25 protein-coding genes and 1 tRNA gene are annotated in these 25,104 nt (G+C 71.5%); 13 read left to right on the top strand and 13 right to left on the bottom strand.

Annotated features, from left to right (window positions below; genetic code table 11):
- The first annotated feature begins 1 nt into the window (after nt 1).
- From ABXJ56_RS07965 to ABXJ56_RS07945, 5 genes are all read left to right on the top strand, one after another.
- Nucleotides 2-742: a cytochrome c biogenesis CcdA family protein gene (locus ABXJ56_RS07965; RefSeq protein WP_353999149.1), complete on the top strand. Its 741-nt coding sequence runs from the start codon at nt 2-4 to the stop codon at nt 740-742.
- Complete coding sequence (locus ABXJ56_RS07960) at nt 732-1,535, top strand: response regulator transcription factor (RefSeq protein ID WP_353999148.1); 804 nt, start codon at nt 732-734, stop codon at nt 1,533-1,535. The genes ABXJ56_RS07965 and ABXJ56_RS07960 overlap by 11 nt, the downstream gene beginning before the upstream one ends.
- Nucleotides 1,532-2,701, top strand: a complete 1,170-nt coding sequence (locus tag ABXJ56_RS07955) for a sensor histidine kinase (protein ID WP_353999147.1) — start codon at nt 1,532-1,534, stop codon at nt 2,699-2,701. Before ABXJ56_RS07960 ends, ABXJ56_RS07955 begins: the two co-directional genes overlap by 4 nt.
- A 359-nt stretch (nt 2,702-3,060) precedes the next feature.
- The gene (locus ABXJ56_RS07950) at nt 3,061-4,506 is read left to right on the top strand and encodes an LLM class flavin-dependent oxidoreductase (RefSeq protein WP_353999146.1); all 1,446 of its coding nucleotides are present in this window, start codon (nt 3,061-3,063) and stop codon (nt 4,504-4,506) included.
- Nucleotides 4,507-4,597: 91 nt separating this feature from the next.
- Nucleotides 4,598-5,182 (top strand): hypothetical protein, encoded by a 585-nt coding sequence (locus ABXJ56_RS07945; RefSeq protein WP_353999145.1) that lies wholly within the window; start codon nt 4,598-4,600, stop codon nt 5,180-5,182.
- Nucleotides 5,183-5,229: 47 nt separating this feature from the next.
- On the opposite strand, the gene ABXJ56_RS07940 is transcribed toward ABXJ56_RS07945, so the two are convergent.
- Nucleotides 5,230-5,320: transfer RNA gene (locus ABXJ56_RS07940), tRNA-Ser, on the bottom strand.
- A 101-nt stretch (nt 5,321-5,421) separates the two neighbouring features.
- Nucleotides 5,422-5,946: a pyridoxamine 5'-phosphate oxidase family protein gene (locus tag ABXJ56_RS07935; RefSeq protein WP_353999144.1), complete on the bottom strand. Its 525-nt coding sequence runs from the start codon at nt 5,944-5,946 to the stop codon at nt 5,422-5,424.
- Between the two features lie 133 nt (nt 5,947-6,079).
- Here ABXJ56_RS07935 and ABXJ56_RS07930 point away from each other — a divergent pair, with 133 nt between their 5' ends.
- From ABXJ56_RS07930 to ABXJ56_RS07920, 3 genes are all read left to right on the top strand, one after another.
- On the top strand, nt 6,080-6,898 hold the full coding sequence (locus ABXJ56_RS07930; RefSeq protein ID WP_353999143.1) for a universal stress protein: 819 nt from the start codon (nt 6,080-6,082) through the stop codon (nt 6,896-6,898).
- 67 nt (nt 6,899-6,965) lie between these two features.
- Complete coding sequence (locus ABXJ56_RS07925; RefSeq protein WP_353999142.1) at nt 6,966-8,609, top strand: sensor histidine kinase; 1,644 nt, start codon at nt 6,966-6,968, stop codon at nt 8,607-8,609.
- The gene (locus ABXJ56_RS07920) at nt 8,606-9,250 is read left to right on the top strand and encodes a response regulator transcription factor (RefSeq protein ID WP_353999141.1); all 645 of its coding nucleotides are present in this window, start codon (nt 8,606-8,608) and stop codon (nt 9,248-9,250) included. Before ABXJ56_RS07925 ends, ABXJ56_RS07920 begins: the two co-directional genes overlap by 4 nt.
- A 74-nt stretch (nt 9,251-9,324) precedes the next feature.
- Here ABXJ56_RS07920 and pdxH read toward each other — a convergent pair whose 3' ends face one another.
- Nucleotides 9,325-9,975, bottom strand: a complete 651-nt coding sequence (pdxH, locus tag ABXJ56_RS07915; RefSeq protein ID WP_353999140.1) for a pyridoxamine 5'-phosphate oxidase — start codon at nt 9,973-9,975, stop codon at nt 9,325-9,327.
- A 145-nt stretch (nt 9,976-10,120) separates the two neighbouring features.
- Here pdxH and ABXJ56_RS07910 point away from each other — a divergent pair, with 145 nt between their 5' ends.
- Entirely contained in the window at nt 10,121-11,071 is a 951-nt protein-coding gene (locus ABXJ56_RS07910; RefSeq protein ID WP_353999139.1) for an L-lactate dehydrogenase, read from the top strand.
- Between the two features lie 45 nt (nt 11,072-11,116).
- Complete coding sequence (gene radA, locus ABXJ56_RS07905) at nt 11,117-12,481, top strand: DNA repair protein RadA (protein WP_353999138.1); 1,365 nt, start codon at nt 11,117-11,119, stop codon at nt 12,479-12,481.
- Between the two features lie 55 nt (nt 12,482-12,536).
- Here the strand turns inward: radA and ABXJ56_RS07900 are convergent, their stop codons facing one another.
- The 5 genes from ABXJ56_RS07900 to ABXJ56_RS07880 form a co-directional block, all read right to left on the bottom strand.
- Nucleotides 12,537-12,920 (bottom strand): hypothetical protein, encoded by a 384-nt coding sequence (locus tag ABXJ56_RS07900; RefSeq protein ID WP_353999137.1) that lies wholly within the window; start codon nt 12,918-12,920, stop codon nt 12,537-12,539.
- Between the two features lie 189 nt (nt 12,921-13,109).
- Nucleotides 13,110-13,517 carry a dehydrogenase gene (locus ABXJ56_RS07895; RefSeq protein ID WP_353999136.1) on the bottom strand — a complete coding sequence of 136 codons (408 nt, stop codon included), beginning with the start codon at nt 13,515-13,517 and terminating at the stop codon, nt 13,110-13,112.
- A 47-nt stretch (nt 13,518-13,564) separates the two neighbouring features.
- The gene (locus ABXJ56_RS07890) at nt 13,565-14,242 is read right to left on the bottom strand and encodes a hypothetical protein (RefSeq protein WP_353999135.1); all 678 of its coding nucleotides are present in this window, start codon (nt 14,240-14,242) and stop codon (nt 13,565-13,567) included.
- Nucleotides 14,243-14,324: 82 nt separating this feature from the next.
- Nucleotides 14,325-14,828 (bottom strand): amino-acid N-acetyltransferase, encoded by a 504-nt coding sequence (locus ABXJ56_RS07885; protein ID WP_353999134.1) that lies wholly within the window; start codon nt 14,826-14,828, stop codon nt 14,325-14,327.
- Between the two features lie 79 nt (nt 14,829-14,907).
- Entirely contained in the window at nt 14,908-17,436 is a 2,529-nt protein-coding gene (locus ABXJ56_RS07880) for an ATP-dependent Clp protease ATP-binding subunit (protein ID WP_353999133.1), read from the bottom strand.
- Nucleotides 17,437-17,640: 204 nt separating this feature from the next.
- Here ABXJ56_RS07880 and ABXJ56_RS07875 point away from each other — a divergent pair, with 204 nt between their 5' ends.
- Both ABXJ56_RS07875 and ABXJ56_RS07870 read left to right on the top strand, forming a co-directional pair.
- Complete coding sequence (locus tag ABXJ56_RS07875) at nt 17,641-18,261, top strand: hypothetical protein (protein ID WP_353999132.1); 621 nt, start codon at nt 17,641-17,643, stop codon at nt 18,259-18,261.
- Nucleotides 18,258-18,485 carry a helix-turn-helix domain-containing protein gene (locus ABXJ56_RS07870; RefSeq protein ID WP_353999131.1) on the top strand — a complete coding sequence of 76 codons (228 nt, stop codon included), beginning with the start codon at nt 18,258-18,260 and terminating at the stop codon, nt 18,483-18,485. The genes ABXJ56_RS07875 and ABXJ56_RS07870 overlap by 4 nt, the downstream gene beginning before the upstream one ends.
- A 79-nt stretch (nt 18,486-18,564) precedes the next feature.
- On the opposite strand, the gene ABXJ56_RS07865 is transcribed toward ABXJ56_RS07870, so the two are convergent.
- From ABXJ56_RS07865 to ABXJ56_RS07850, 4 genes are all read right to left on the bottom strand, one after another.
- Nucleotides 18,565-19,521 carry an endonuclease domain-containing protein gene (locus ABXJ56_RS07865; RefSeq protein WP_353999130.1) on the bottom strand — a complete coding sequence of 319 codons (957 nt, stop codon included), beginning with the start codon at nt 19,519-19,521 and terminating at the stop codon, nt 18,565-18,567.
- A 165-nt stretch (nt 19,522-19,686) separates the two neighbouring features.
- Nucleotides 19,687-20,430 (bottom strand): hypothetical protein, encoded by a 744-nt coding sequence (locus ABXJ56_RS07860; RefSeq protein WP_353999129.1) that lies wholly within the window; start codon nt 20,428-20,430, stop codon nt 19,687-19,689.
- A 79-nt stretch (nt 20,431-20,509) separates the two neighbouring features.
- Nucleotides 20,510-21,976: a cardiolipin synthase gene (gene cls / locus ABXJ56_RS07855; RefSeq protein WP_353999128.1), complete on the bottom strand. Its 1,467-nt coding sequence runs from the start codon at nt 21,974-21,976 to the stop codon at nt 20,510-20,512.
- Between the two features lie 52 nt (nt 21,977-22,028).
- Complete coding sequence (locus tag ABXJ56_RS07850; protein WP_353999127.1) at nt 22,029-22,232, bottom strand: hypothetical protein; 204 nt, start codon at nt 22,230-22,232, stop codon at nt 22,029-22,031.
- A gap of 119 nt (nt 22,233-22,351) precedes the next feature.
- Here ABXJ56_RS07850 and ABXJ56_RS07845 point away from each other — a divergent pair, with 119 nt between their 5' ends.
- The gene (locus tag ABXJ56_RS07845) at nt 22,352-23,545 is read left to right on the top strand and encodes a DUF4192 family protein (protein ID WP_353999126.1); all 1,194 of its coding nucleotides are present in this window, start codon (nt 22,352-22,354) and stop codon (nt 23,543-23,545) included.
- A 22-nt stretch (nt 23,546-23,567) separates the two neighbouring features.
- On the opposite strand, the gene lysS is transcribed toward ABXJ56_RS07845, so the two are convergent.
- Nucleotides 23,568-25,094 (bottom strand): lysine--tRNA ligase, encoded by a 1,527-nt coding sequence (gene lysS / locus ABXJ56_RS07840; protein WP_353999125.1) that lies wholly within the window; start codon nt 25,092-25,094, stop codon nt 23,568-23,570.
- Nucleotides 25,095-25,104 lie beyond the last annotated feature (10 nt).

Here is a 25,104-nt window from a genome sequence, read left to right as displayed (position 1 = left end):
GATGACCGCGTCGCTCCTCGGAGCCCTCGCCGCCGGCATCCTGACCGTCGCAGCCCCGTGCGTGCTGCCGCTGCTGCCGGTGATCGTGGGCGGCTCGATCGTCCGCGGAGGCGACGCGCGCCGGGCCCGCTGGCGCCCCTTCGTGATCGCCGGCTCGCTCGCGGTGAGCGTGGTGGTCTTCACCCTCGCCCTCAAGGCCACGACCGCGCTCCTCGGCGTCCCGCCTCAGGTGTGGCAGATCGTGTCGGGCGTCATCATCATCCTCCTCGGCGTCGACCTCGTCGTTCCCGCCCTGTGGGACCGGGTGTCCACCCGGCTCCGTCTCCAGGCGCGCTCCGGCGCGGCGCTCGACAAGACCGTGTCGCGGCAGAGCGTCGGGGGCGACATCCTCACCGGCGCCGCCCTCGGTCCGGTCTTCTCCAGCTGCAGCCCGACCTACGCCCTCATCGTCGCCGTCGTCCTCCCCGTCTCGTTCGCGGAGGGGGTGTCGTACGTCATCGCCTACGCCGTCGGGCTCGCGGGGATGCTGCTGCTCATCGCGCTCCTCGGACGCGGTCTCGTCCGGCGACTCGGGTGGATGGCCGACCCGAACGGATGGTTCCGCCGCATCATCGGCGTGATCTTCATCCTCGTCGGCGTCGCCGTGATCACCGGCTTCGACAAGCAGCTGCAGACGTGGGTGCTCGACGCCGGCCTGTACGACCCGATCGCGCGTTTCGAGGAGTGGATCGGTGCCGGCTGATCCTCGGGTGCCGGATCCGCGGTCGCCGACCCCGCCGGATGCCGCCCTCCTCGGCCGCACCGTCCTCCTCGTCGACGACGACCCGACGGTCCTCGAGGTGTGCCAGGCGTACCTGGAGCGCGAGGGCTGGACGGTGGTCCTGGCGACCGACGCCTTCACCGCCCTCGACCGCGCCGCCGCCCTGCATCCCGACGTCCTCGTGCTCGACCGGATGCTGCCCGGCATCGACGGGGTCGAGGTGTGCCGACGCGTTCGGGCGACGCGGCCCGACGTCCCGGTGATCCTCCTCACCGCGCTCGGCAGCGAGGAGGACCGCATCCACGGCCTGGAAGCGGGCGCGGACGACTACCTCGTCAAGCCCTTCTCACCGCGCGAGCTGACGCTGCGGGTGCGGACACTTCTGCGACGCGTCGTGGCATCCGAACAGACCTCCGCCCCGGCATCCGTCGACGCGGTGCTCGAGCGGGGGCCGCTCCGCATCGACACAGCGGCGAGAGTCGTCGAGCGCGACGGCGTCGCCCTGACTCTGACCTCGCGCGAGTACGACCTGCTCGTCTACCTCGCGCGTCGCCCGGGGCGGGTCTTCTCGCGCGAGGACCTGCTCGGCGCGGTGTGGGGCTGGTCGCACGGCGACTCCTCGACCGTGACGGTGCACGTGCGGCGACTCCGCGAGAAGATCGAGACGGATGCCGCCTCCCCGACGATGCTCGTCACGGTGTGGGGCTTCGGGTACCGGTTCGACCTCCCGGGCGTGAGCGGCGGCGCTCCCACCGACGGCGGAGGAGGCGCGTGAACGGAGAGACCCTGCTCCTGGTCGTGGCGTCCTCCACCGCCATCGCCGCGGTCGTCGGGCTCGCGGCCTGGATCCTGCTGCGCCTGCTGACACGCGCGCCCATCCTGGTGCATCTGGTCACGGTCGCCGCCGCCGCGGTCTCGGCGGTGGTGGGCGGGATCCTCGTCGCCTCGAACGCGATGTACCTCTCCGAGACCGATGTGCAGCTCGCGCTCGCGATCGCGATGTCGAGCGGCGCCGTGGCGATCCTCGTCGCTGTGCTGCTGGGCGGAAGGGTGGCCCGGGCGGCCGGCATCCTCCGCAGCGCCGCAGCCGACCTCGGCAACGGCGTGCCGGTGCGGACGGCGGCCGAGACCGGGCTCGCGATCGGCGAGTTCCGCGCCGTCCTCGACGAGCTCGCGGCATCCGACGCCCGGCTGCGCGCCGCACGGTCCGAGATCGAACGGCAGGAGAAGGCGCGGCAGAACCTCGTCGTGCGGATCACGCACGACCTCCGGGTGCCGCTCGCCGGCATCCGCGCGCAGGCCGAGGCGCTGCAAGACGGTGTCGCCCCGGATCCGGACCGCTTCCTCACCCGGATCGTCGGACAGGTCGACCGCGTCGACCGCCTCGTCGACGACCTCTTCGCCGTCTCGCGGCTGGATGCCGGGGCCCTCGCGCTCCGTCTCGAACCGACATCGCTCGGCGACCTCGCGAGCGACGTCGTCGCCGACGTGCGGGCCGTCGCGGATGCCGCGGGGGTGGAGGTGACCGTCGACATCCGTCGCGACGCCGTGGCGGAGGTCGATCCGCTGCAGCTCGGGCGAGCGCTCGCGAACCTCGTGGCCAACGCCCTCCAGCACACCCCGGACGGGGGCCGTGTGCGAGTCGCCGTCGACGCCGGTCGGGCACGGGCGCGGATCGCCGTCCACGACGGTGGCCCCGGCATCCGGAAGGAGGAGTCGGAGCTGCTGTTCTCGGCGGGCTGGCGGGGGACGCAGGCGCGGTCGCCGCACGCGGTCGACATCACGGCCGGGGCGGGACTCGGGCTCGCGATCGCCCGCGGGATCGCCCGCGCGCACGGCGGCGACGTGACGGCGGTGAACTCCCCCGGCGGCGGCGCGGTCTTCACCCTCGAGGTGCCGGCGGGCGGCGCGTCTCAGCAGCCGCGCGTCGAAAACGCGTGACGAGCGGCCGCCGAGCCGCCCCCGCGGCCCCGGAACCGCCCGGATACCCCGCGTTTTCGACAGCGATCGCCCGTGCGCACGGCGGGGAGGTGACGGCGTCCAACGCCCCCGGCGGCGGCGCGGTCTTCACGCTCGAGGTGCCGGCGGGCGGCGCGTCTCGGGAGTCTGACGTCGGCAACGCGTGACGAGCGGTCGCCGAGCCGCCCCCGCGGCCACGGAACCGCCCGAATACCCCGCGTTCTCGACAGCGATCGCCCGTGCCGACACCGCCGATGGCCGTTCGTGACGGCGCGTTACGCCCCGCGTCGCCGCGTGACGCCCGACGCGACACCGCTGCCGCGGCTCGGCACTATGGCGGCATGAGCACGCACGACAGCGCATCCGCGACCGAGACCGCCGCCGCCGCCCCCGAAGGGGCGAAGCGACAGATCCGGTTCAACGCGTTCGACATGAACTGCGTCGCGCACCAGTCCTCCGGCCTCTGGCGTCACCCCGACGATCAGTCGCACCGCTACAAGGAGCTGACGTACTGGACGCACCTCGCACAGCTCCTCGAGCGTGGCACGTTCGACGGCATCTTCATCGCCGACGTCCTCGGCACCTACGACGTGTACGGCGGCACCAACGAGGCCGCGATCCGTCACGGCGCCCAGGTTCCGGTGGCCGACCCGCTTCTCCTCGTGAGCGCGATGGCGCTCGTCACCGAGCACCTCGGATTCGGCATCACCGCCGGAACCGCCTACGAGCACCCCTATCCCTTCGCGCGGCGGATGTCGACGCTCGACCACCTGACGAACGGCCGCGTCGGCTGGAACGTCGTCACCGGGTACCTCCCCAGCGCCGCGCGCAACATGGGTCACGACGACCAGCTCGAGCACGACGACCGCTACGACCACGCCGACGAGTACCTCGAGGTGCTCTACAAGCTGTGGGAGGGCTCGTGGGAGGACGACGCGGTCCAGCGCGACCGCGAGTCCGGCGTGTTCACCGACCCGGCGAAGGTGCACGAGATCGGCCACTACGGGAAGCACTTCACCGTTCCCGGCATCCACATCTCCGAGCCGAGCCCGCAGCGCTCCCCCGTGATCTACCAGGCGGGAGCCTCGCCGCGCGGCGTCGCGTTCGCGGCCGACAACGCCGAGGCGATCTTCGTCGCCGCCCCCACGAAGGAGGTGCTGCGCTCGACCGTCGCCCGCATCCGCGACGCGCTGGAGGCCGCCGGGCGCGATCGCTACTCGGCGCGGATCTACACGCTGCTGACGATCATCACCGACGAGACGAGCGAGAAGGCCCACGCGAAGCACCGCGACTACCTGCAGTACGCGAGCGCCGAGGGCGCGCTGGTGTTCATGAGCGGGTGGATGGGCATCGATTTGTCGCAGTACGACCTCGACGAGCCGGTCGGCAACGTGAAGTCGAACGCGATCCAGTCGGTCATCGCCAACTTCGCCGAATCCGCCCGGAACGGTGAGGAGTTCACCGTCCGCGACATCGCCGAGCGCGGCGCGATCGGCGGGCTCGGCCCGCTCATCGTGGGCTCGGGCGAGGAGATCGCCGACACCCTCCAGGAGTGGGTGGACGAGACGGATGTCGACGGCTTCAACCTCGCCTACGCCATCACCCCCGGCACCTTCGAGGACGTCGTCGAGCACGTGATCCCGGTGCTCCGCGCCCGCGGGGTCTACCCCGAGACGTACGCTCCCGGGACGCTCCGCGAGAAGCTCCACGGGCGCGGCGACCGCCTCCCCGACGAGCACCGCGGCGCCCGCTACCGCGTCGGCGCGGGGGTGGGTGCGGGGGCCTGACGGCAGACCTCCGGGGCGGTGCCGACAGCGTCCTCGGCGATCCGGCATACTGACCCCGCGGGCACGAGCTCCGCCCGACCGAAGGAGCCCCGTGAGCCACCTCCCCACCCTCGCCCAGACCGCGTCATCCTCCACGGACGGCGGCCCCGACTTCCTCTTCTACGTGGTTCTCGCCGCAGCCATCGGGGTGACCGCTGTGGTGATGCAGAAGATCTTCTCCCGCCGCGCGCAGGCGAAGATCGCCGGCGCGGGAGGGGGAGCTCCGGGCGGGATCACGGTCCGCATCGCCCCCGCACCGCCTTTCCCCGACCAGGTCGCACGGGCGAGGGCTCTGCTCGGCGACACTTCCCCGACACCCCGCATCACCCGCTACACCGTGCCGGTGGTCACCACGGACGCGGCATCGATCCGGATTCGCGCCGCGAAGATCGGCGACATCCTGACGATCCCGTTCGACGCCATCAGCGCGATCGAAGCCGGCGATGCCTCCATCAAACCCAAGGGGACACTGATCACCCAGACCTTCCCGTCGGTGTGGCTCACGATCGCCACCCCGTCCGGGAAGACCTCTCTCGTCCTCACCCCCGTCACAGGCGCCTACGAGAAGGTGCGCGGGACGGATGCCGAGGCGATCGCCGAGGAGCTCCGAGGCCTCCGCGCTGCCAGCCCGCGCTGACGGCACGCTCCGGCAAAGAAAAAACCCCCGGATCCCGGGGGTTTTTCTGGCGGTGACGGTGGGATTTGAACCCACGGTAGGGGGTTACCCTACACAACTTTTCGAGAGTTGCACCTTCGGCCGCTCGGACACGTCACCGCCGACCAGCTTACGACACACCGCCGGATGTCGCGAACTCGAACGGCCCGACCGCTCCGCCGGCGGCGTCCCGGGCCGCCGGCGGAGCGTCTTCGCGGGTGTCATCGCACCCGCGGGGACCCCGTGATCTGCTCTGCCCCCTGCGGAGCCGTCTCGGGGAACACGCGGAACCGGCGTCCCGACAGCCGGTTCGGCGTGATGCGGAGGAAGTCGTGCTTGGGCGTCGGAGAGGAGGAGACGAGATCGAGGACCCCGGATGCCTCGATCTCGTCGTCGCGGTCGAGGCGCGCGGCCTCTCCGCGCACGACCACGCTCCAGCGGCATCCGTCGTTCCCGCCGTCGGTCTCGAACGCCACCTGCGGCCGTGCGGCGAGCGCCGCGAGCTTGGACCCCGGGCCGGAGCGGACGTAGAGACGGTCGTCGTGGACGGTGAAGTCCACCGGATACAGGTCGGGCGCACCGTCGATCGCGACGAGCGCCAGGCGTCCCACACCACCGCCCTGGAGCAGCGCCCAGCAGTCGCCGGTGCGCAGGGTCTCCACGGCGTGCGCGGCGAGCCGGGCGGGCTGCGGCGCGGCGGTGAGGGCCGCGCGGGCGGCGGGAGGGGCGGTGCGGGTGGCGTCCATGGCGTTCTCCTCCCTGCGATCACACCGCGGCCGGCAGCGGGACGGAAGGGCCGAAGGTCCCGCCGCGCACCCGCCTCCCACCCGGGACCTTCGGCCCTCGGCGCGCGGAACCCCCGCGCGTAGCGTCGCGGGCATGCGCACGATCACCCTCGGCTACGACGACGGCCCCGCCGCGCGGACCGCGCTGGACTGGGCCGCCCGCAGCGCCGCCCGCGACGGCTCCGAGCTCGACATCACGACGGTGACGAGCGGTCTCGGCGGCGATGCGCGCCGGATCGACCGGATGCTGGAGGACGCGGCCCGCCGCGTGCACGACACGGCCCCGGGCGTGCACGTCGAGGTCCACCGGGTCGACGGCTCGATGCCGAAGGCGCTGGCCGAGGATGCGCGCAGCGCCGATCTCGTCGTGGTCGGCATCCGTCGCGGGTCTCCGGTCAAGGCGGTCCTGGCGAGCAAGCCGCTGCGCCTCATCGCGCACGCCCACGGCCCGGTCGCGTTCGTCCCGGACGGCTGGGCGCCGAACGACCACCCGGTGACCGTGGGCGTCGACGACGACGACTCGTCGCGGGCGGCGCTCCTGTTCGCCGCGGCGGAGGCGGATGCCGCGGGCGCGCCGCTGCGCGTCGTCCACGCGTGGTCGATGCCCGTACCGACGCTGGAGGGGTCGGTCGCCCTCATCTCCTCGCCCCTGCAGGTCAAGGACCAGCACCGGCGGATCCTGAAGGATGCCGTGCAGCAGGCGCGGGCCGCGGCCGCCGTGGCACCGATCGAGGACGTCCTGGTCTCGTCCGCCCCCACCCCGGCCCTCGCCCACCTCGCGCCGCAGTCGTCGCTGCTCGTCCTCGGCACGCACCGGCGCGGGGTGGTCACCGGCGGGCTCCTGGGCTCGGTCGCGCAGGATCTGCTCGGCCGCGTATCGACGCCGATCGTGATCGCACCGAATGGCCGGTGACGCCGCTGGCTAGACTCGCCCCACCAGGTCCCGACACGACACACGCCGAGACGACGGGAGGCCGGGCATGGACGCCGACGAGGGCTTCGCCCAGCGCCGCCTCGGCGACCTCCTCCGCGTCAGCAGCTCGGTCGTCGAGCACCTCGACCTCGAGGAGGTCCTCGGTCGCATCGTCGAGGCGGGGATGTCCCTCGTCGGCGCCCGCTACGGAGCCCTCGGGGTGCTCGGCGACGACGGCACGCTCACCCGGTTCGTCCATCGCGGCATCCCGGTCGACACCGCGCGCCGCATCGGCGACTTCCCGCAGGGCCACGGCATCCTCGGCGCGGTGATCTCCTCGTCGGAACCGGTCCGGCTGGGCGATCTCGCCGCCGACCCGCGATCGGTCGGGTTCCCCGCCCACCACCCGCCGATGCACTCATTCCTCGGGGTCCCGGTGCGCGTGCGCGACGCCGTCTACGGCGATCTCTACCTCGCCGAGGCGGATGCCGGGCGCTTCACGGATGCCGACGAGAACCTCGTGGTGTCGCTCGCCGCGATCGCGGGGATCGCGATCGAGAACGCCCGCCTGTACGAACGGGCGAGGATCCGCGAGGAGTGGAGCGCCGCCATCGCGGACGTCATGGGCGCCCTGCTCGACGTCCGCGGAGACGACGCGCTGGAGGTGATCGTCGACCGGATCGCCCCGCTCGTCGACGCCGACCTCGTGACGCTCGCCGTCCCCACGACGGATGCCGACACCCTCGGGATCGTCGCCGCGCGCGGCGCCGCGGCCGAGGCGCTCCTCGGTCGCGAGCACGACGTGAACGCCACCGTCGCGGGCCTCGCGATGACATCGCGGCGTGCGGTGAGCGCTCCAACCCAGCCCGCGGGCGCGGTCTTCCCCGGACAGAGCGCGCAGGGACCCACCGTGGCCGTGCCGCTGTTCGCCGGCGACGAGGTGCTCGGCGTCCTGACCGTCTCGCGGGCCCCCGACGCGGCCGCGTTCACCGATGCCGACCTCGAGATGGCGTTCGTCTTCGCCGGGCAGGCGGGGGTCGCGATCGAGGTCGTGCGCGGTCGCGACGACCGTCGCCGCCTCGAGCAGGCCGACGACCGGGCCCGCATCGCGCGCGACCTCCACGATCACGTGATCCAGCGCCTGTTCGGCGCGGGCCTGTCGCTTCAGGCCCTCGCCCATCGGCATCCCGAGGCCGCCGACGACCTCTCGACCCAGATCGACGCGCTGGACGCCGCGATCCGCGAGATCCGGACGGTCATCTTCGCGCTCGGCAGCGCCGGCGGCGCGGGGCGCGGCGGTGCCCGCGACCGCCTCCTCTCGATCGCGAGCGAGGCCGGACGATCGCTCGACTCGAGCCCGCGCGTGAGCTTCCGCGGCCCGGTCGACAGCCTCGTCCCGGCCGCCCTCGTCGATGAGCTCGCGGGCGTCCTCCGTGAGGGGCTGACGAACGTCGCGAAGCACGCCGGGGCGCGATCGGTCGACGTCACGCTCTCCGCCGACGACGACGGGGTGCGCCTCGAGATCCGCGACGACGGCCGCGGCATCCCGGCGCACAGTCGCCGCAGCGGGTTGGCGAACCTCGCCGAGCGCGCCCGTCAACGCGACGGAACTTTCGAGATCGAGACGTCGCCGGCCGGCACCGCGCTGCGGTGGAGTGCCCCGCTGCATGCGCCCGAGACCGTTCCGCAGAGGGAAGGGAACCCCCGATGACCCGTGTCTTCCTCGTCGACGACCACGAGATCGTCCGCCGCGGCATCGCTCAGCTCGTCGACGCCGAGGCCGACCTCGACGTCGTCGGGGAGGCCGGCGACATCGCCGAGGCCCTCCGCCGCATCGAGGCCACGGCGCCCGACGTCGCCGTGCTCGACGTGCGCCTCCCCGACGGCAGCGGCGTGGACCTCTGCCGCGAGGTGCGGTCGCGGCATCCGCACATCGCCTGCCTGATGCTGACCGCGTACGACGACGACGAGGCCCTGCGGTCGGCCGCCCTCGCCGGAGCCAGCGGCTACGTGCTGAAGGACATCCGCAGCGCCGCCCTCGTCGACGCGATCCGCGCGAGCGCCGCCGGTCGCACGGTGCAGTCGGCGCAGGCGCTCCGCACCGCCGCGCAGGCCGCCGCGGCGCCGGTCACCGGGAGCGCGCCCGCCTCGCCGGATGCCGACCTCACCTACCGCGAGCGCCAGGTGCTCGACCTCATCGCCGACGGTCTCACCAACCGCGAGATCGGCGAGCGGCTGGGACTCGCGGAGAAGACGGTCAAGAATTACGTCAGCGGACTCCTCGCGAAGTTGGGGATGGTGCGGCGCACTCAGGCCGCGGTGTACGGCGCGGAGCATCGGCGCGGCAGCTGACCGGGGCTGCCGGTGGGCACGAGATCACGGCTGCCGGATCGAGGCGACCTCACGGCTGCTGGATCGAGGCGACCTCACGGCTGCCGGCGGAACGACGTCCACGGCGCATCCACGGCATCGCGCGCGAAGACGATGCGGTCGTGCAGGCGCGACTGTCGCCCCTGCCAGAATTCGATCTCGGTCGGCACCACGCGGAACCCGCCCCAGTGCGGCGGACGCGGAACGGTCGCATCCTCCGCGAAGCGAGCGGATGCCGCCTCCATCCCCGCCTCCAGGTCCGCGCGAGAACCCACCGGCTGCGACTGCTCGCTCGCCCACGCCGACAGCTGCGACCCCCGGGGGCGGGCGGCGAAGTACGCGTCGTCGCGATCGGCGTCCAGCGGGGTGGCCTCGCCGAGCACGATGATCTGGCGCTGCAGCGCGTACCAGGGGAAGAGGAGCGAGACGCGGGGGTTCTCGGCGAGCGCGCGGCCTTTCCGCGAGGTCCGGTTGGTGAAGAACCAGAGCGCTCCGTCGTCGTCGACCCCGCGCAACAGCACCGTGCGGGAGGTCGGCTGCGCTGCGGCGTCGACTGTGGAGACGACCATCGCGTTCGGCTCAGGCAGATCCGCGGCATCCGTCAGCCACCGGTGGAAGAGCTCGAACGGGTCGGCGTCACGGGCGTCGTCGCCCAGCGCGTCGAGCGCGTAGTCGAGACGGTGGGCGAGGGGGTCCTCGGCGGACATGCGGCGCTCCTCCCCTCCCGCCGACGCCTCCGTCGGGCGGGAGTGGACCCATCGTAGGGCGCGGGGCCGACGCCGGGGCCGACGCGGGGGTGGGAGGGACGTTCGTCCCGCCGCGCGCGCTCGTCAGCCCTGCCAGACTGGTGTCATGACTGTCATCGAGAACTCGAAGGTCACCGTCGTCGGAGCCGGCAGCGTCGGCTCCAGCACCGCCTACGCGGCGCTCATCCGGGGATCCGCCCGCCACGTCGCGCTGTACGACATCGCCACCGAGAAGGTGGAGGCCGAGGTCCTCGACCTCGCCCACGGGACCCAGTTCACGGGCACGAGCGACATCACCGGCGGCAGCGACATCTCCGTCGTCGAGGGCTCGCACGTCGTGGTCATCACCGCCGGCGCCAAGCAGCACCCCGGCCAGACGCGCATCGAGCTCGCGGGCACGAACGCCGGCATCCTCGGCTCGATGATGCCGCAGCTGCTGGAGGTCGCACCCAACGCCATCTACGTCATCGTCACGAACCCCTGCGACGTGCTGACCGTGCTCGCGCAGGAGGCGACGGGACTCCCGCCGGAGCGCATCTTCGCCTCCGGCACGGTGCTCGACACCTCGCGCCTCCGGTGGAAGCTCGCCCAGCGCGCAGGGGTGTCGACCTCCAGCGTCCACGCGTACATCGTCGGCGAGCACGGCGACACCGAGTTCCCGCTGTGGTCCAAGGCCACGATCGGCACCGTCCCGATCCTCGACTGGGTGACCCCGCGCGGCGATCGCATGACGGTGGAGGAACTCGACGGCATCGCCGTCGATGTCCGCGACGCCGCGTACAAGGTGATCCAGGGCAAGGGCGCGACCAACTACGCCATCGGCCTGTCCAGCGCGCGGATCATCGAGGCGATCCTGAAGGACGAGCACGCCGTCATGCCGGTGTCCCCGGTGCTGCAGGGCTTCCACGGCATCGACGGCGTCGCCCTGTCCGTCCCGAGCATCGTCAGCGCCGCCGGCGCACGCCCGGTCGTCGAGACCGCCTTCGCACCGAACGAGCTCGAGCTGCTGCACCGGAGCGCCGAGGCGCTGAAGGGCGTCGCCGACTCGCTGCGCTGACCCCGGCATCCGCCCGGTGTCGGGGGCGCGGCCTACGCTGAGGGGATGGCGACCAAGCGCACCCCGACCGCTCCCTACCGGTGCACCGAGTGCGGGTGGACGACGGCGAAGTGGGCGGGGCGCTGCGGGGAGTGCCAGCAGTGGGGAACGGTCGTCGAGGCCGCCGAGCAGACCGGCATCCTCCGCGCCGTCACCCCGGTCGCGCCGGGCGCGGCACGCGCCGCCCAGCCGATCACGCGGGTCGAGACCTCCGACACCCCGCGCCGCACGAGCGGGGTCGGCGAGTTCGACCGTGTCCTCGGCGGCGGCATCGTCCCGGGGGCGGCGATCCTCCTCTCCGGCGAGCCGGGCGTCGGCAAGTCCACTCTTCTGCTCGAGGTCGCGGCGCAGTCCGCCCGATCCGGCCGACGCGTGCTCTACGCCAGCGCCGAGGAGTCGACGGCGCAGGTGCGCCTGCGCGCAGAGCGCACCGGCGCGCTGCACGACGAGCTGTACCTCGCGAGCGAGACGGATCTCGCCACGATCCTCGGGCACATCGACGAGGTTCAGCCGCAGCTGCTCATCGTCGACAGCGTGCAGACGGTCGCGTCGGGGCTCTCCGACGGCATGGCCGGCCAGCCGGCGCAGGTGCGCGAGGTCGCCTCGACCCTCATCCGGATCGCGAAAGACCGCGGACTCCCCGTCATCATCGTCGGCCACGTGACGAAGGACGGCACGATCGCCGGACCGCGCGTCCTCGAGCACCTCGTCGACGTCGTCTGCCACTTCGAGGGCGACCGGCAGACCTCGCTGCGTTTCGTCCGGGCGCTGAAGAACCGCTTCGGACCCACGGACGAGGTCGGATGCTTCGACATGACCGGCGACGGCATCGCCGAGGTCCCCGACCCGAGCGCCCTGTTCCTGGGCCACGGGCAGCCCGAACCCGGCACGTGCGTCGCGATCGCCCTGGAGGGGCGGCGTGCGATGCCGGTGGAGGTCCAGGCCCTCACCATCAGCACGGGCGCACCGAACCCGCGCCGCATCGTCAACGGCGTCGATGCGGCGCGCGTGGCCATGGTGCTGGCGGTCCTCGAGAAGAAGGCCGACATCGTCACGTCGAACCAGGACGTCTACGTCTCCACCGTGGGGGGCATTCGCTTCACCGAACCCGCCGCCGACCTCGCCATCGCGATCGCCGTTGCGGGGGCGGTGCTGAACCACGCCACCCCGCGCACCCTCGCCGCGGTCGGCGAGCTCAGCCTCGCCGGCGAGGTGCGCCCCGTGTCGCAGGCACCGCAGCGTCGCGGCGAGGCCGCCCGCCTCGGCTACACCGACGTCATCGACAACCGCTCCGGAACCCTGCGGGCCGCCCTGGGCGACGTACGACGGCGGGTGCGCGCCCGTCCCGGAGAGGCCGCGCCGGGCTTCTGAGGCCGGGCGCGGCAGGAGGGGGTCCTTCGGCGCGGTGCGGCCGTCGGGCGCGGGCTCAGAACGGCGAGACGACGAAGAGCTCGAGGCCCCGGCATCCGTCGGGCAGGTATCCGTCGACGGAGGAGAACCCGCCGCCGAAGAACACCTCCTCGCCGTCGACGTACGTGTCGCCGCGCCAGACGAGGGCGTCGCCCTCCATCTCGGCATCACCGGACGGGAACGTCAGCGCGACGTCCTCCCCCGCGCCGGTCGGCGACTCGATGCGCACGCAACCGGCATCCGTCCGGAGAACGCCCGTGATGAGCGCGTCCATGCCGGCGTCCGGGCGGGGATGGATGCCGAGCGGTCCGTCCGAGGGAATGCCCGCGCCGGAACACCCGGCGAAGAGGACTGCGCCACCGATCACGGCGAGCGCCGCGACACCACGGCGGATCGGCATCGGGTGGGTCAGCGCCGGGCGCGGTAGCGACGACGGCGCTGGCTCGGCAGCGTACCGAGAGCGATCGGCACGGCGAGGCCGGCGGCACAGACAAGAGCGACCATGACGAACTCCACCCCGCGAGAGTAGGCAACCGCGCGGCGATTGTCGAGTCCGGCACGCGAACATGACGTCCGCCGCGGCCCCACGTCAGGCGTCGAGGGCGGCCAGGAGGTCGGCGGGCGCGGCCTGAAGCGGGTGCGGGCCGGCGATGTCGAAGAACACCGTGGTGATGACCTCGCCGTGGGTCGCAAGGAAGTCGCGCAGCCAGAGCGGCGAGTGCAGGCCCACGTGGGGAGGGAGGGTGGCCGGCTTGTGGGCCGCGTCGCTGAAGAGCAGAAGTGCGACGTCCCCCGTCGCGGGGTCGCGGTAGGTCCACACCTCGCCGGAGTCGCGGGGGTCGTCGCGGGATCCCGGACGCATGAGCGGCACGACGGTCGGACCGTGGCGGAGGGCGAAGGCCACGGCGGCCATGTCCTGCGTCTGCAGGGCGTCGCTCAGCTGCGTGTTCCGGAACTCGGCCGAGACGTCCTTCGGCTTCTTCTTCGACTTGGCCATCCCACCAGCGTAGACGGCCGGGCTGTCGCGCCCCCGGATGCCGGGCGTCAGTAGAGCAGGAACTGCGCCGAGTCGGTCGACGGGATGCCGCCGATCTCGACGTCGAGGTGGTACGACGCGCCTCCCGCGGGCGCCTGCGCACGATCGGTGTCGCAGGTGTCCTGCGCAGACCGGGTCCGGTCCCACGTGACGGGCTCGGCGGAGGTGACCGTCTGGCCGGCGGTGAGGAGGACCACCATGTTGCTGGGCTCGGCCTGGCAGTCGGTCGACCGCCACCACACGTCCTCGCCGCTGGAGACGGTGAAGACCTGAGCGCTGGTCCCGACGTTCAGGATGCAGTCGTCCCCGGTGTTGGTCAGCCGGATCGACAGCTGCGGCTGCTCGCCCGAGCCGTAGGCATCGCGATCGGTGACGGCCTCGACGGTGACGTTGCGGGCCGCGCACGCGGGGGCGACCGGCGTTCCGGAGGGCGTCGGCGTGGCCTCGGCATCGTCCGGGGCGGCGGTGGAATCCTGCGCGTTCGACTCGGGGGCTGGGAGCGCGTCGGCGCCGTCGACGGACTCGCTCGTCGCGGGCGCCGTGCCCTCGGATGCCGATCCCTGCCACGGCTGCGCGATGAGCAGCCACACGACGGCCGCCACCGCGATGAGCCCGAGGAGGACGACGAGGCGTCGGCGGCGGTAGACCGCGGGGGAAGGCCGCTTCCGGGGCTGCGAACCGCTCATGTCCTCCAGCGTACGTCGGGGGCCTCCGCGGTCCCGGCGCGGCGCGCGGCGGGGCTCACTCGGGCCGGCGCGCCCCCAGAGGTCAGAGGCGCTTCAGCATCCGCGTGTTGCCGAGGGTGTTCGGCTTCACGTGCGCGAGGTCGAGGAACTCCGCCACACCCTCGTCGGGGGAGCGGATGAGCTGCGAGTACACGTCGGGATCGACCACCTGCTCGCCTATCGGGGCGAAGCCTCGGCGCTGGAAGAACTCCACCTCGAACGTCAGGCAGAACAGGCGGGTGATGCCGAGGGTGCGCGCCGCATCCTCCAGCTTCTCTACGATGACCCGTCCGACGCCGCGGTGCAGCCACTCGTCGACGACGATGAGCGTGCGGATCTCGCCCAGGTCCTCCCACATGACGTGCAGGGCACCGCATCCGATGAGCGTGCCGTGCTCGTCCTCGGCGACGACGAACTGCTGCACCGCCTCGTAGAGCACCACGAGATCCTTGCCGAGGAGGATCCGCCGCTGCACGAACGGCTCGAGCATGCGCTGGATGCCGCGGACATCGCGCGTCGTCGCCGGCCGGACCGTGAAGTCGCTCATCCCACCAGCCTACGGTCCGCTCACGCGGAACGAGGAAGGGACGGATGCCGCAGCATCCGTCCCTTCCTGTGACAGCGTGTCAGTCGCTCGTGATGGCGAGATCCGGCGTCACCGCGATGTCGGGGTTCGTGCCGACGCCGATCGCGACGCGATCCCCGCGCGGGCCGTGCTCGAACGCGAATTCGCCGTTCTCGACGTCGACCTTCACGTGGTCGCCGGGCTCGAGCTCGCCGTGCAGGATCTTCTCGCTCAGACGGTCCTCGATCTCGCGCTGCATCGCACGACGCAGCGGCCGCGCACCGAGGGCCGGGTCGAAGCCGATCTCGATGAGCTTGTCCTTCGCGGAGTCACTGATCTCGACCGTCATGTCGCGGTCGAGCAGACGCTCGCCGAGCCGCTTGGTGAACAGCCCCACGATCTGACGCAGCTCGGGCTTGCTCAGCTGCGGGAAGACGATGATGTCGTCGACGCGGTTCAGGAACTCAGGCTTGAAGTTGCGCTTGAGCTCCTCGTTGACCTTGCCCTTCATCCGCTCGTAGGTCGTGCCCTGGTCGCCCTCCACCTGGAAGCCCACGGGGCCCCCGGCGATCGCCGACGAACCGAGGTTCGTCGTCATGATGATCACGGTGTTCTTGAAGTCGATGACGCGACCCTGACCGTCGGTCAGGCGCCCCTCCTCGAGGATCTGCAGCAGCGAGTTGAAGATGTCCGGGTGGGCCTTCTCGATCTCATCGAACAGGACGACCGAGAACGGCTTGCGGCGCACCTTCTCCGTCAGCTGACCGCCCTCTTCGAATCCGACGAACCCGGGAGGGGCGCCGAACAGACGCGAGACGGTGTGCTTCTCGCCGAACTCCGACATGTCGAGGGAGATCAGCGCACCCTCATCGTCGAAGAGGAACTCGGCGAGCGCCTTGGCGAGCTCGGTCTTTCCGACACCCGTGGGACCGGCGAAGATGAACGAGCCCGAGGGTCGCTTCGGGTCCTTGAGGCCCGCACGCTGACGACGGATCGTCTTGGACAGCGCCGCGATCGCCTCTTCCTGGCCGACGACGCGCTGGTGCAGCGCCTTCTCCATGAAGACGAGGCGGCTGGACTCCTCCTCGGTGAGCTTGAACACCGGGATGCCGGTGGCCTGGGCGAGCACCTCCGCGATCAGGCCCTCGTCGACCACGGCGTTGGTGGCGACGTCACCGCTGCGCCACTGCTTCTCGAGGCGCAGGCGCTCCGCGAGGAGCGACTTCTCCTCGTCGCGGAGGGAGGCGGCCTTCTCGAAGTCCTGCTCCTCGGAGGCGACTTCCTTCTGCTCGCGGACCTTTGCGATCTTCTCGTCGAACTCGCGCAGCTCCGGCGGGCTCGACAGGATGCTGAGACGCAAGCGCGCGCCCGCCTCGTCGATCAGGTCGATGGCCTTGTCCGGGAGGAACCGGTCGGAGATGTAGCGGTCGGCGAGGTTGGCCGCCGCGACGATCGCGCCGTCGGTGATCTGGACCTTGTGGTGCGCCTCGTAGCGGTCGCGCAGACCCTTCAGGATGTTGATCGCGTGGGGGAGGCTGGGCTCGCCCACCTGGATTGGCTGGAAACGACGCTCCAGCGCGGCATCCTTCTCGAAGTGCTTGCGGTACTCGTCGAGGGTGGTGGCACCGATCGTCTGGAGCTCGCCTCGGGCGAGGAGGGGCTTCAGGATCGATGCGGCGTCGATCGCGCCCTCGGCCGCACCCGCACCCACGAGGGTGTGGATCTCGTCGATGAAGACGATGATGTCGCCGCGCGTGCGGATCTCCTTCGTGACCTTCTTCAGACGCTCCTCGAAGTCACCGCGGTAGCGGGACCCGGCGATGAGCGAGCCGAGGTCGAGGGAGTAGAGCTGCTTGTCCTTCAGCGTCTCGGGAACGTCCCCCTTCACGATCGCCTGGGCGAGGCCCTCGACGACGGCGGTCTTCCCGACACCGGGCTCGCCGATGAGGACGGGGTTGTTCTTCGAGCGACGCGAGAGGATCTGCATGACCCGCTCGATCTCCTTCTCGCGCCCGATGACGGGGTCGAGCTTGTTGTCGCGCGCGGCCTGGGTCAGGTTGCGGCCGAACTGGTCGAGGACGGCCGAGCCGCCCTGCGGTCCGGATGCGGTCTGCTCGCCGGCACCGGCGGCGACACCCGCGGGCTCCTTGCCCTGGTAGCCGGAGAGGAGCTGGATGACCTGCTGACGCACCTTGTTGAGATCGGCGCCGAGCTTGACCAGAACCTGGGCGGCCACGCCCTCGCCCTCGCGGATCAGACCGAGCAGGATGTGCTCGGTGCCGATGTAGTTGTGGCCGAGCTGGAGCGCCTCGCGGAGGCTGAGCTCGAGCACCTTCTTGGCGCGCGGGGTGAAGGGGATGTGGCCGGTGGGCTGCTGCTGGCCCTGACCGATGATGTCCTGCACCTGCTCGCGCACGGCGTCGAGCGAGATGCCGAGGGACTCCAGCGCCTTGGCGGCGACGCCCTCTCCTTCGTGGATCAGGCCCAGCAGGATGTGCTCGGTCCCGATGTAGTTGTGGTTGAGCATCTTCGCCTCTTCTTGGGCGAGGACGACCACACGACGGGCACGGTCCGTGAATCTCTCGAACATCGGCTTCACTCCTTCGGGCTCAGAGCCACAGGGCGCACTTCCGGGCGCTTGTATCGAGGGTAACGAGCAGGCGGATGCCGCATGCCCGTGTTCGCCGTGGGCATACCGACGCGGGCGGATGCGGCATCCGGAGCTTGACTTCGTATCGAGAATCGATAAGTTAACGATTGTCGTTAATAATGTTCATCGATATGGAGGTACAGGATGTCCTCGTCCGCAACACCCGGAACGCTCTCCCGGGCCGATCGCATCGGCGTCGTGGTGCTCCTCGGCGTGGGTCTCGTGCTGGCCGCGATCACGGTGGTCGGCGCGGTCGTCCGGCTGATCGAGAGCCTGGGGGGCGGTCCCATCGAGGTCCTCGCAGAGTTCGCCGGCGCCCCCGCCGAGGCCCCCATCGGCGTCGACGGCGCTCCGGTCACGGTCGCGCTCGACACGGCGATCCTGAGCGTCTCCGACCTGCCGCTGGCTTCCGTGATCTCTCTGGTGATCCAGCAGCTCATCCTCGTGGCGGCGGTGCTCATCGTCGCGGTGATGCTGGGGCTGCTGGCTCTCGGCATCCTGCGGGGGATCGTGTTCAGCACGCGGCACACGGTCTACGTCGGGACGGCGTCGACCGCCGCGTTCTTCGGAATCGTCCTGTACCCGTTCTTCGGCAACATGGCCGCGAACGGCGCCTTCGCAGCGTTGTCCGGCGGCACGTTCGAAAACGTCGTGCTCTCCATCCAGCCGCTCACGTTCATCGTGGCGGCCTTCATCGCGGCCCTGGCGACGACCGTCTTCTCCGTCGGAGCGAGACTGCAGCGAGAGACCGAGGGCCTGGTGTGACCCCCGCCGAGGACGAGGGCCCTAGCGGCATCCACTGCCGGCTCGACGAGCTGCTCGCCGAGCGCGGCATGACCCTCACCCGGCTGTCCGAGATCGTCGGGGTGTCGGTGGTGAACCTGTCGGTGCTGAAGAACGATCGGGCGCGCGCGGTGCGGTTCTCCACCCTCGCCGCCATCTGCCGCGCCCTCGACTGCGAGGTCGGCGACCTCCTCACCCGCGGCTGACCGCCGCCGGATGCCGTTCGGTGGCGCCTTCGTGTGGGTGCTCGCGCGCGACACCCACACGAAGGCGCCACCGAAACCCCTATTCGCGCTCGGCCAGGGCGCGACGCACGCGCGCCACCAGCACCCCCGGCGTCGAGAAGACGTCGCGCTTCGTCACACGGATGACGCGCCACCCCGCTTCGGTGAGTCGCTCGACCCGCGCGATATCGCGGGCCCACTGCGCGGCATCCGTCAGGTGATGCTCTCCCTCGTACTCGAGCGCAAGCCGGTGCGCGGGATAGGCGAGGTCGACCTGCGCCAGCCACCGACCGTTCACGACGACGTCGAGGTTGACACCCGGAGCGGGCATGCCCGCGGTTCGGAGAAGGAGGCGGAGCCACGTCTCCGGCCGCGATCGAGCCCTCGGATCGATCAGGGGAAGCGCGCGGCGGAGGAGCGCGATGCCGGTGCGGCGGCCCGCGTCGAGCGCCGCTTGCAGCTGCGAGACGGTCGCGAGCGCCGGCGGATCGTCCGGGTGCAGCGGCACACGCGTCGCCGCATCGCCCAGCGCCACGACATCCTCGACTCGCGTGAGGAACGCCGGCGACTGGGCCCAGACGGATGCCGGGGACGCCAGGGAGAATCCTCGGCGCGGATGCGCCTGGAGGCGGACCAGCTCGGGCCGCAGACTGTAGCCGCGGATCGCTCGGCTGGCCGGTGCCCGACGGGGCCAGTGCACGCCGACGTCCAGGCGTTCTGCACCGAGAAGCGAGATCGGCACCGGCAGATCCCAGAGCACCGCAGCCGTAGCGTGCGTGAAGAACTCGTGCTCGGTCATGCGCTGGGCGTAGCGGTGGGCGCGTTCACGGATGAGCCCCTCGGCACCGAGCGTCTCGACCCGCTCGCGCCGTGCACGAACGCCGCGGAACGGGATCTCGACGTCCTGCGCGCGCAGTCGAGACGCCGACACACCAGCGTCTCTCGCGTCCGCGAGCGAGAAGGCGGAGCCGAGGTGGGCGGGGAGCGAGGGGCGGCGCACCGCGCCAGCCTGCGTCACCCCGCGCGCTTCCCGCGGCTGTCCACAGCCTCCTCGTGTGTTCGCCGCCGCAGCCGCACCTGGGGAGGAGGCCGTCGCGCCATTCGGTGGCGCCTTCGTGCGGGTGCCGAAGCCCCACACCCGCACGAAGGCGCCACTGAACCCGCGGGGCGCAGGGCGCGCGAGCTAGTTCGAGCCCAGGATGGGGGTGCGGACGTCGGCGAACTCCGGCGAGCCGGTGAGGATGAGCTCGACGGCGTCGTCCTCCTCGAGCCCATCGACGACGAGCACGGCGGCGCGCGGGGCCATGTCCATCGTGCAGACCTGGTCGGCGGGCGGCTCCTCGACGGTCGCGGTGACCTCCGCGGGGCCCGTCGCCACGACTTCCTGGAACACCGGCGCGCAGCTCGACGAACCCCAGGTCAGGACGACGAACTGTCCGTCGGTGTTGGTCCAGCCCGCGCTCGGCGCGTACTGCGTCTCGCCCCCGGGGCCGGCGAGCCCCGACACCCCGTCGAGCTCGGTCTCGCCGCGGAACCCTTCGCCGTCGACGACGATGTCGAGGTCCTCGGCGGGATCCACGCCCTCGGGCACCCCCACGAGACTCACGCGCGGCACGAGGTCGCGCGTGCAGGCGGCGTCCTCCGGCTCGACGAGGGTCACCGTCAGCACGCCGTCGGCGTACGTCGCGTCCTCGGCCATCGGGACGCACGTCGACGACCCCTGGGTGACGATGCCGATCGAGCGGCCGTCATCGAGCCAGGCGGCGTCGACCTCGACCGCCGCCGGTGCCGACGCATCCGGCGCGGGCGCGGGCTCGGTCGTTCCGCCGCCGCCGCCGGACCCCGCGGGTGTCGCGCATCCCGTCAGCGCCACGGCCACCACCGCCGCCAGACCGAACCCGGAAAGGACCATCCGCCGTCGCGTCATCTCGTTCGCCTCTCGATCGCTCCGGATGCCGCGGCCGCGGCATCCTCCTGTAGAAGGTGTCGCGCGCAGCCGGATCGTCTCACTGCAGCGCGGAAGTAAGTCGCGCGAGGTTGTCGAGCACCGTCGAGCGGAGCGGCTGCCGCATCCACTCCTCGAGGGTGAGTTCGCGCGACAGCGAGCGATAGGTCGCCTCGACCTTGCGCATCTCGTCGATGAACTCCTCGCCGCGCACGAGCATGGAGATCTCCATGTTCAGACCGAACGAGCGCATGTCCATGTTGGATGAGCCGATGATGGCGACCTCGTCGTCGATCGTCATCGACTTGGAGTGCAGGATGTACGGCTTCTGGTACATCCAGATCTTCACGCCCGCTCGCAGCAGCGCCTCGTAGTAGCTGCGCTGCGCGTGATAGACGAGGGCCTGATCGCCTTCCTCCGAGACGAAGAGCTCGACATGGATGCCGCGCTGGCACGCCGTGGTGACCGCGAGGAGCAGCGCCTCATCGGGGACGAAGTACGGGCTGACGATGATGATCTTGCTCTGAGCGGCGTAGAGGAGGCCGGCGAAGAGCTTGAGGTTGTTCTGGAATTCGAACCCGGGCCCGGAGGGGATGATCTGGCAGTCGAGATCGCCCGGCCCCGCCTCGACGGAGAAGAGATCGATCTCGTCGGTGAGGATCTCGTCGGTCTCGCTGTACCAGTCGGAGAGGAACACCGCGTTGATCGAGGCGACGACCGGTCCCTCGATGCGCGCCATGAGGTCGACCCAGTGCAGCCCGCGCTTGATGTTCTTCGGCAGGTTGTACGTGGAGTCGGTGACGTTCTGCGACCCGGTGAAGGCGACGCGACCGTCGACGACGAGGAGCTTGCGGTGGTTGCGGAGATCGGGGCGCTGATACTTGCCCTTGAGGGGCTGGACCGGGAGCATGAGCTTCCAGTGCGCGCCCATGGCGTCGAGGCGCCGTAGCGTCTGCTTGTAGAACGGCTTCCCGCGGTTGGCCCAGTGATCCAGCAGCACCCGCACCACGACGCCGCGCGCGGCGACCTCCTCCAGGGCGCGGAAGAAGTTGTCGGTCGCCGCGTCGGACTGCAGGATGTAGAACTCCACGTGCACGTACCGCGTGGCCTCGCGGATCGCGTCCGCCATCGCATCGAGGCTCTCCTGGTAGTCCGCGATCAGCGTCGCACCGTTGTCGCCCGCCAGGGGCATGGCGCCGAGGTTGCGGTTCAGCGTCACCAGCGACGTGAACCAGGCCGGGGCGTGCGGCCGGAGCGTGCCGAAGTCGAGCGAGGCGCTCGTGTCGTGGATGTACTCGTTGATGTCGCGCTGCTTGCGCCGACGCTTGCGCGGAAGGCGCGGGTTGCCGATGAGGAGGAAGAGGAACACCCCGACGAGGGGGATGAAGTAGATCGCGAGCAGCCACGCCATGGCCGCCGTCGGCCGCCTGTTGCGGGGGACGATGATGATCGCGGTGACGCGGATGATGATGTCGACGACGAAGACGACGACGACCCACCAGGTCGCGTCGATCGTGACGTTGATCACCCGTTCCCCCTTCCGCGCGTTGCGCGTGTGCCCAGCGTAGTGGGCGGGGGCCTCAGCTCTCGGACGCGGATGCCGGCGCCGCCGCCTCGCGCGGGGGCAGCCCGCGCTTGGCGCGTTCCTGCGCCTCGATGCGGGCGTAGCTCTTGCGCTCGTTGCGGTCGGCGCGGATGACGCTGCGCAGCACGAAGAAGAACACCCCTGCGACGACGATGGTCGGCAGAAGCGACCAGGTCACCGCGAGCCAGAAGTTCTCCACCCGTCCAGGATACGCGCCCGCTCCTCCCCAGGCGCCCGGAATCGATGCGATCGGCCCTCAGGACGCCGGATGCTGTGGACAGACCGATCCGGCTCCCCCGCCGCGCGCATCCTCGAGGCATGACAACCACCGTGACCGTCGGCGACCCCGCCGGGTTCCTCTCCCTCGTCCCCCACCTCATGGGTTTCGCCCCGTCGCGAAGCCTCGTCGTCGTGCCCTTCTCCGGCGGCCGGAGTCTCGGCGTGATGCGCGTGGACCTGCCCGGCGGCGAGCACGACGCCGTCGATCGCGTGTCGGCGACGGTGGTCGGAATGGTGTGCCGCGTGTCCGGCGCCGACGGCCTCGTCCCGATCGTCTACACCGAGGAGCGATTCGCGGATGCCGGGGGGATGCCGCACCGTGCGCTGCTCGACGCCGTCGCCCGCCGCGCCGATGCGTGCGGTCTCGCGATGCCCGACGCGCTCGTGGTCGCCGCGGACGGCTGGGGGTCGACGACCCTCGAGCCCCTCCCGCCCGAGGGATTCCCGCTCGAACGGATCGACGTCGACGCGGCGACGCCCTCGGGCGCCCTCGCCCCCCGCGCCGACGGCGTCAGCGGAGCGGAGCTCCCCGCGGTCACGGCGGCGGAGAGGGAGCGGATCGCGCACGCGCTCACCGGCCTCCACCGCGCGCTCCGCATCCTGTGCGGCACGGGTGCGGTCGACACGGCGCACGCGAACGGGAGCGCAGGCGGCGACGCCGACACCGGTCGCGACGTCGACGACCTCGCCTGGGCTCGGGTCGACCCCGCCTCGCTTATGGCGGCGTGCGCGCTCGACGACGTCCCGACGCTGTACGAGGACGCGCTGGACTGGGATCCCACCGCGCTCGACGCCGTACCCGCGGCGACCCTGCTCTGGTGCCTTGCGCGGCCCTCCCTCCGCGACGTCGCCCTCGTGCAGTGGTGCAGCGACATCGACGGCGGCGACGATGCGCTCGAGGCGCAGCGCCGGTGGGAAGCAGGAGAGGAGTACCCGCCGCACCTCGCGATGCACCTGTGGGGCGAGGGCGCGCAGCCGCAGCCACGGCGGCTCGTCCGCGCGCTGGAGGTGGTCCGCCGGCTCGCCGCGTGCGCGCCACCGGACGCCGCGCCCGGAGCCCTGGCGGTGTGCGCGTGGCTCGCGTGGGCGCTCGGGCGCTCGACGCACGCCGAGGTGCTCGCGCGCCAGGCGCTGGATCTCGATCCCGAGCACGGCCTCGCCGAGATCGTGCTCTCGTTCGTCGCCGCGGGGCACCTGCCCGACTGGGCGTTCCGCGCGGCCGAGCGACGCTGACCCGAAGCCGGAGCCTCGGGTGCTACTTCACCAGCGGGAACAGGATCGTCTCGCGGATGCCGAGGCCCGTGATCGCCATGAGCAGCCGGTCGATCCCCATGCCCATGCCGCCCGTCGGGGGCATGCCGTGCTCGAGGGCGCGGAGGAACTCCTCGTCGATGCGCATGGCCTCCAGGTCGCCCCGCGCGGCGAGCTTCGCCTGCTCGACGAAGCGCTCACGCTGGATGACGGGGTCGACGAGCTCGGAGTAGCCGGTGGCCAGCTCGAAGCCGCGCACGTACAGGTCCCATTTCTCGACGACGCCGGGGATCGAGCGGTGTTCGCGTACGAGCGGGCTGGTGTCGAGCGGGAAGTCCATGACGAAGGTCGGTCGCGTGAGCGTGGGCTTGACGAAGTGCTCCCACAGCTCCTCGACGAGCTTGCCGTGGATCGGATGCGGCGGGAGTTCCACGCCGTTCTGCTCGGCGAGGGCGACGAGGTCGTCGTACGGGGTCTCGGGCGAGATCGCCCGGCCCGCGGCGTCGGACAGCGAGTCGTACATCGACAGGCGATCCCACTGGCCGCCGAGGTCGTACTCGGTGCCGTCCGCCCAGGTGACGGTGGTGGAGCCGGCCACGGCGATCGCGGCGTTCTGGATGAGCTCCTGCGTCAGGTCGGCGATCCCCTGGTAGTCGGTGTAGGACTGGTACGCCTCGAGCATGGCGAACTCGGGGCTGTGGGTGGAGTCGGCGCCCTCGTTGCGGAAGTTGCGGTTGATCTCGTAGACGCGGTCGATACCGCCCACGACGGCGCGCTTGAGGAAGAGCTCCGGCGCGATCCGCAGGTACAGATCGGTGTCGAAGGCGTTCGAGTGCGTGATGAACGGCCGGGCGGAGGCTCCGCCGTGCTGGACCTGCAGCATCGGCGTCTCGACCTCGACGAAGGCGTGTGCGGCGAAGGTCGAGCGGAGACTGGCGTTCACCGTCGAGCGGGCGACGACCGTCTCGCGCGCCCGATCGCGGACGATCAGGTCGAGGAAGCGCGAGCGCACACGGCTCTCCTCGCTCAGTTCGCTGTACATGTTCGGCAGCGGGAGAATCGCCTTGGCCGCGATCTGCCACGCCGTGACCATGATCGACAGCTCGCCGCGGCGGCTGGAGATGACCTCGCCGGTGACCGAGACGTGGTCGCCGAGGTCGACGAGCTCCTTCCACGCCTGAAGCGACTCGTCCCCCACCTGCGCCAGCGAGACCATCGCCTGGATGCGGCTGCCGTCGCCCGACTGGAGCGTGGCGAAGCAGAGCTTGCCGGTGTTCCGGCTGAACACGACGCGGCCCGCGACCGACGCGGTCTGCCCCGTCTCGGCGCCGGCCTCGAGGTCGCCGAACCGCGCCCGCAGTGCGGGAATGGTGTCGGTGACGGGGACGGTCACCGGGTACGCGCCGCCGGCGGCATCCGCCCGCTCGCCGATGAGGCGCTCGCGCTTGGCCAGGCGGACCGCCTTCTGCTCGAAGACGTCCTCCTCGGTCGGCTCGGGGGCGGGGGCGGCGTCGGGCGCGGTGTCAGACATGTGGGGGCTC

The sequence above is a fragment of the Microbacterium aurantiacum genome, from assembly GCF_040532595.1.
GTDB classification, from domain to species: Bacteria; Actinomycetota; Actinomycetes; order Actinomycetales; family Microbacteriaceae; genus Microbacterium; species Microbacterium chocolatum_B.
Note: the sequence above shows the minus strand (reverse complement) of the source record. Positions and strands in the feature narration are given on the sequence as shown.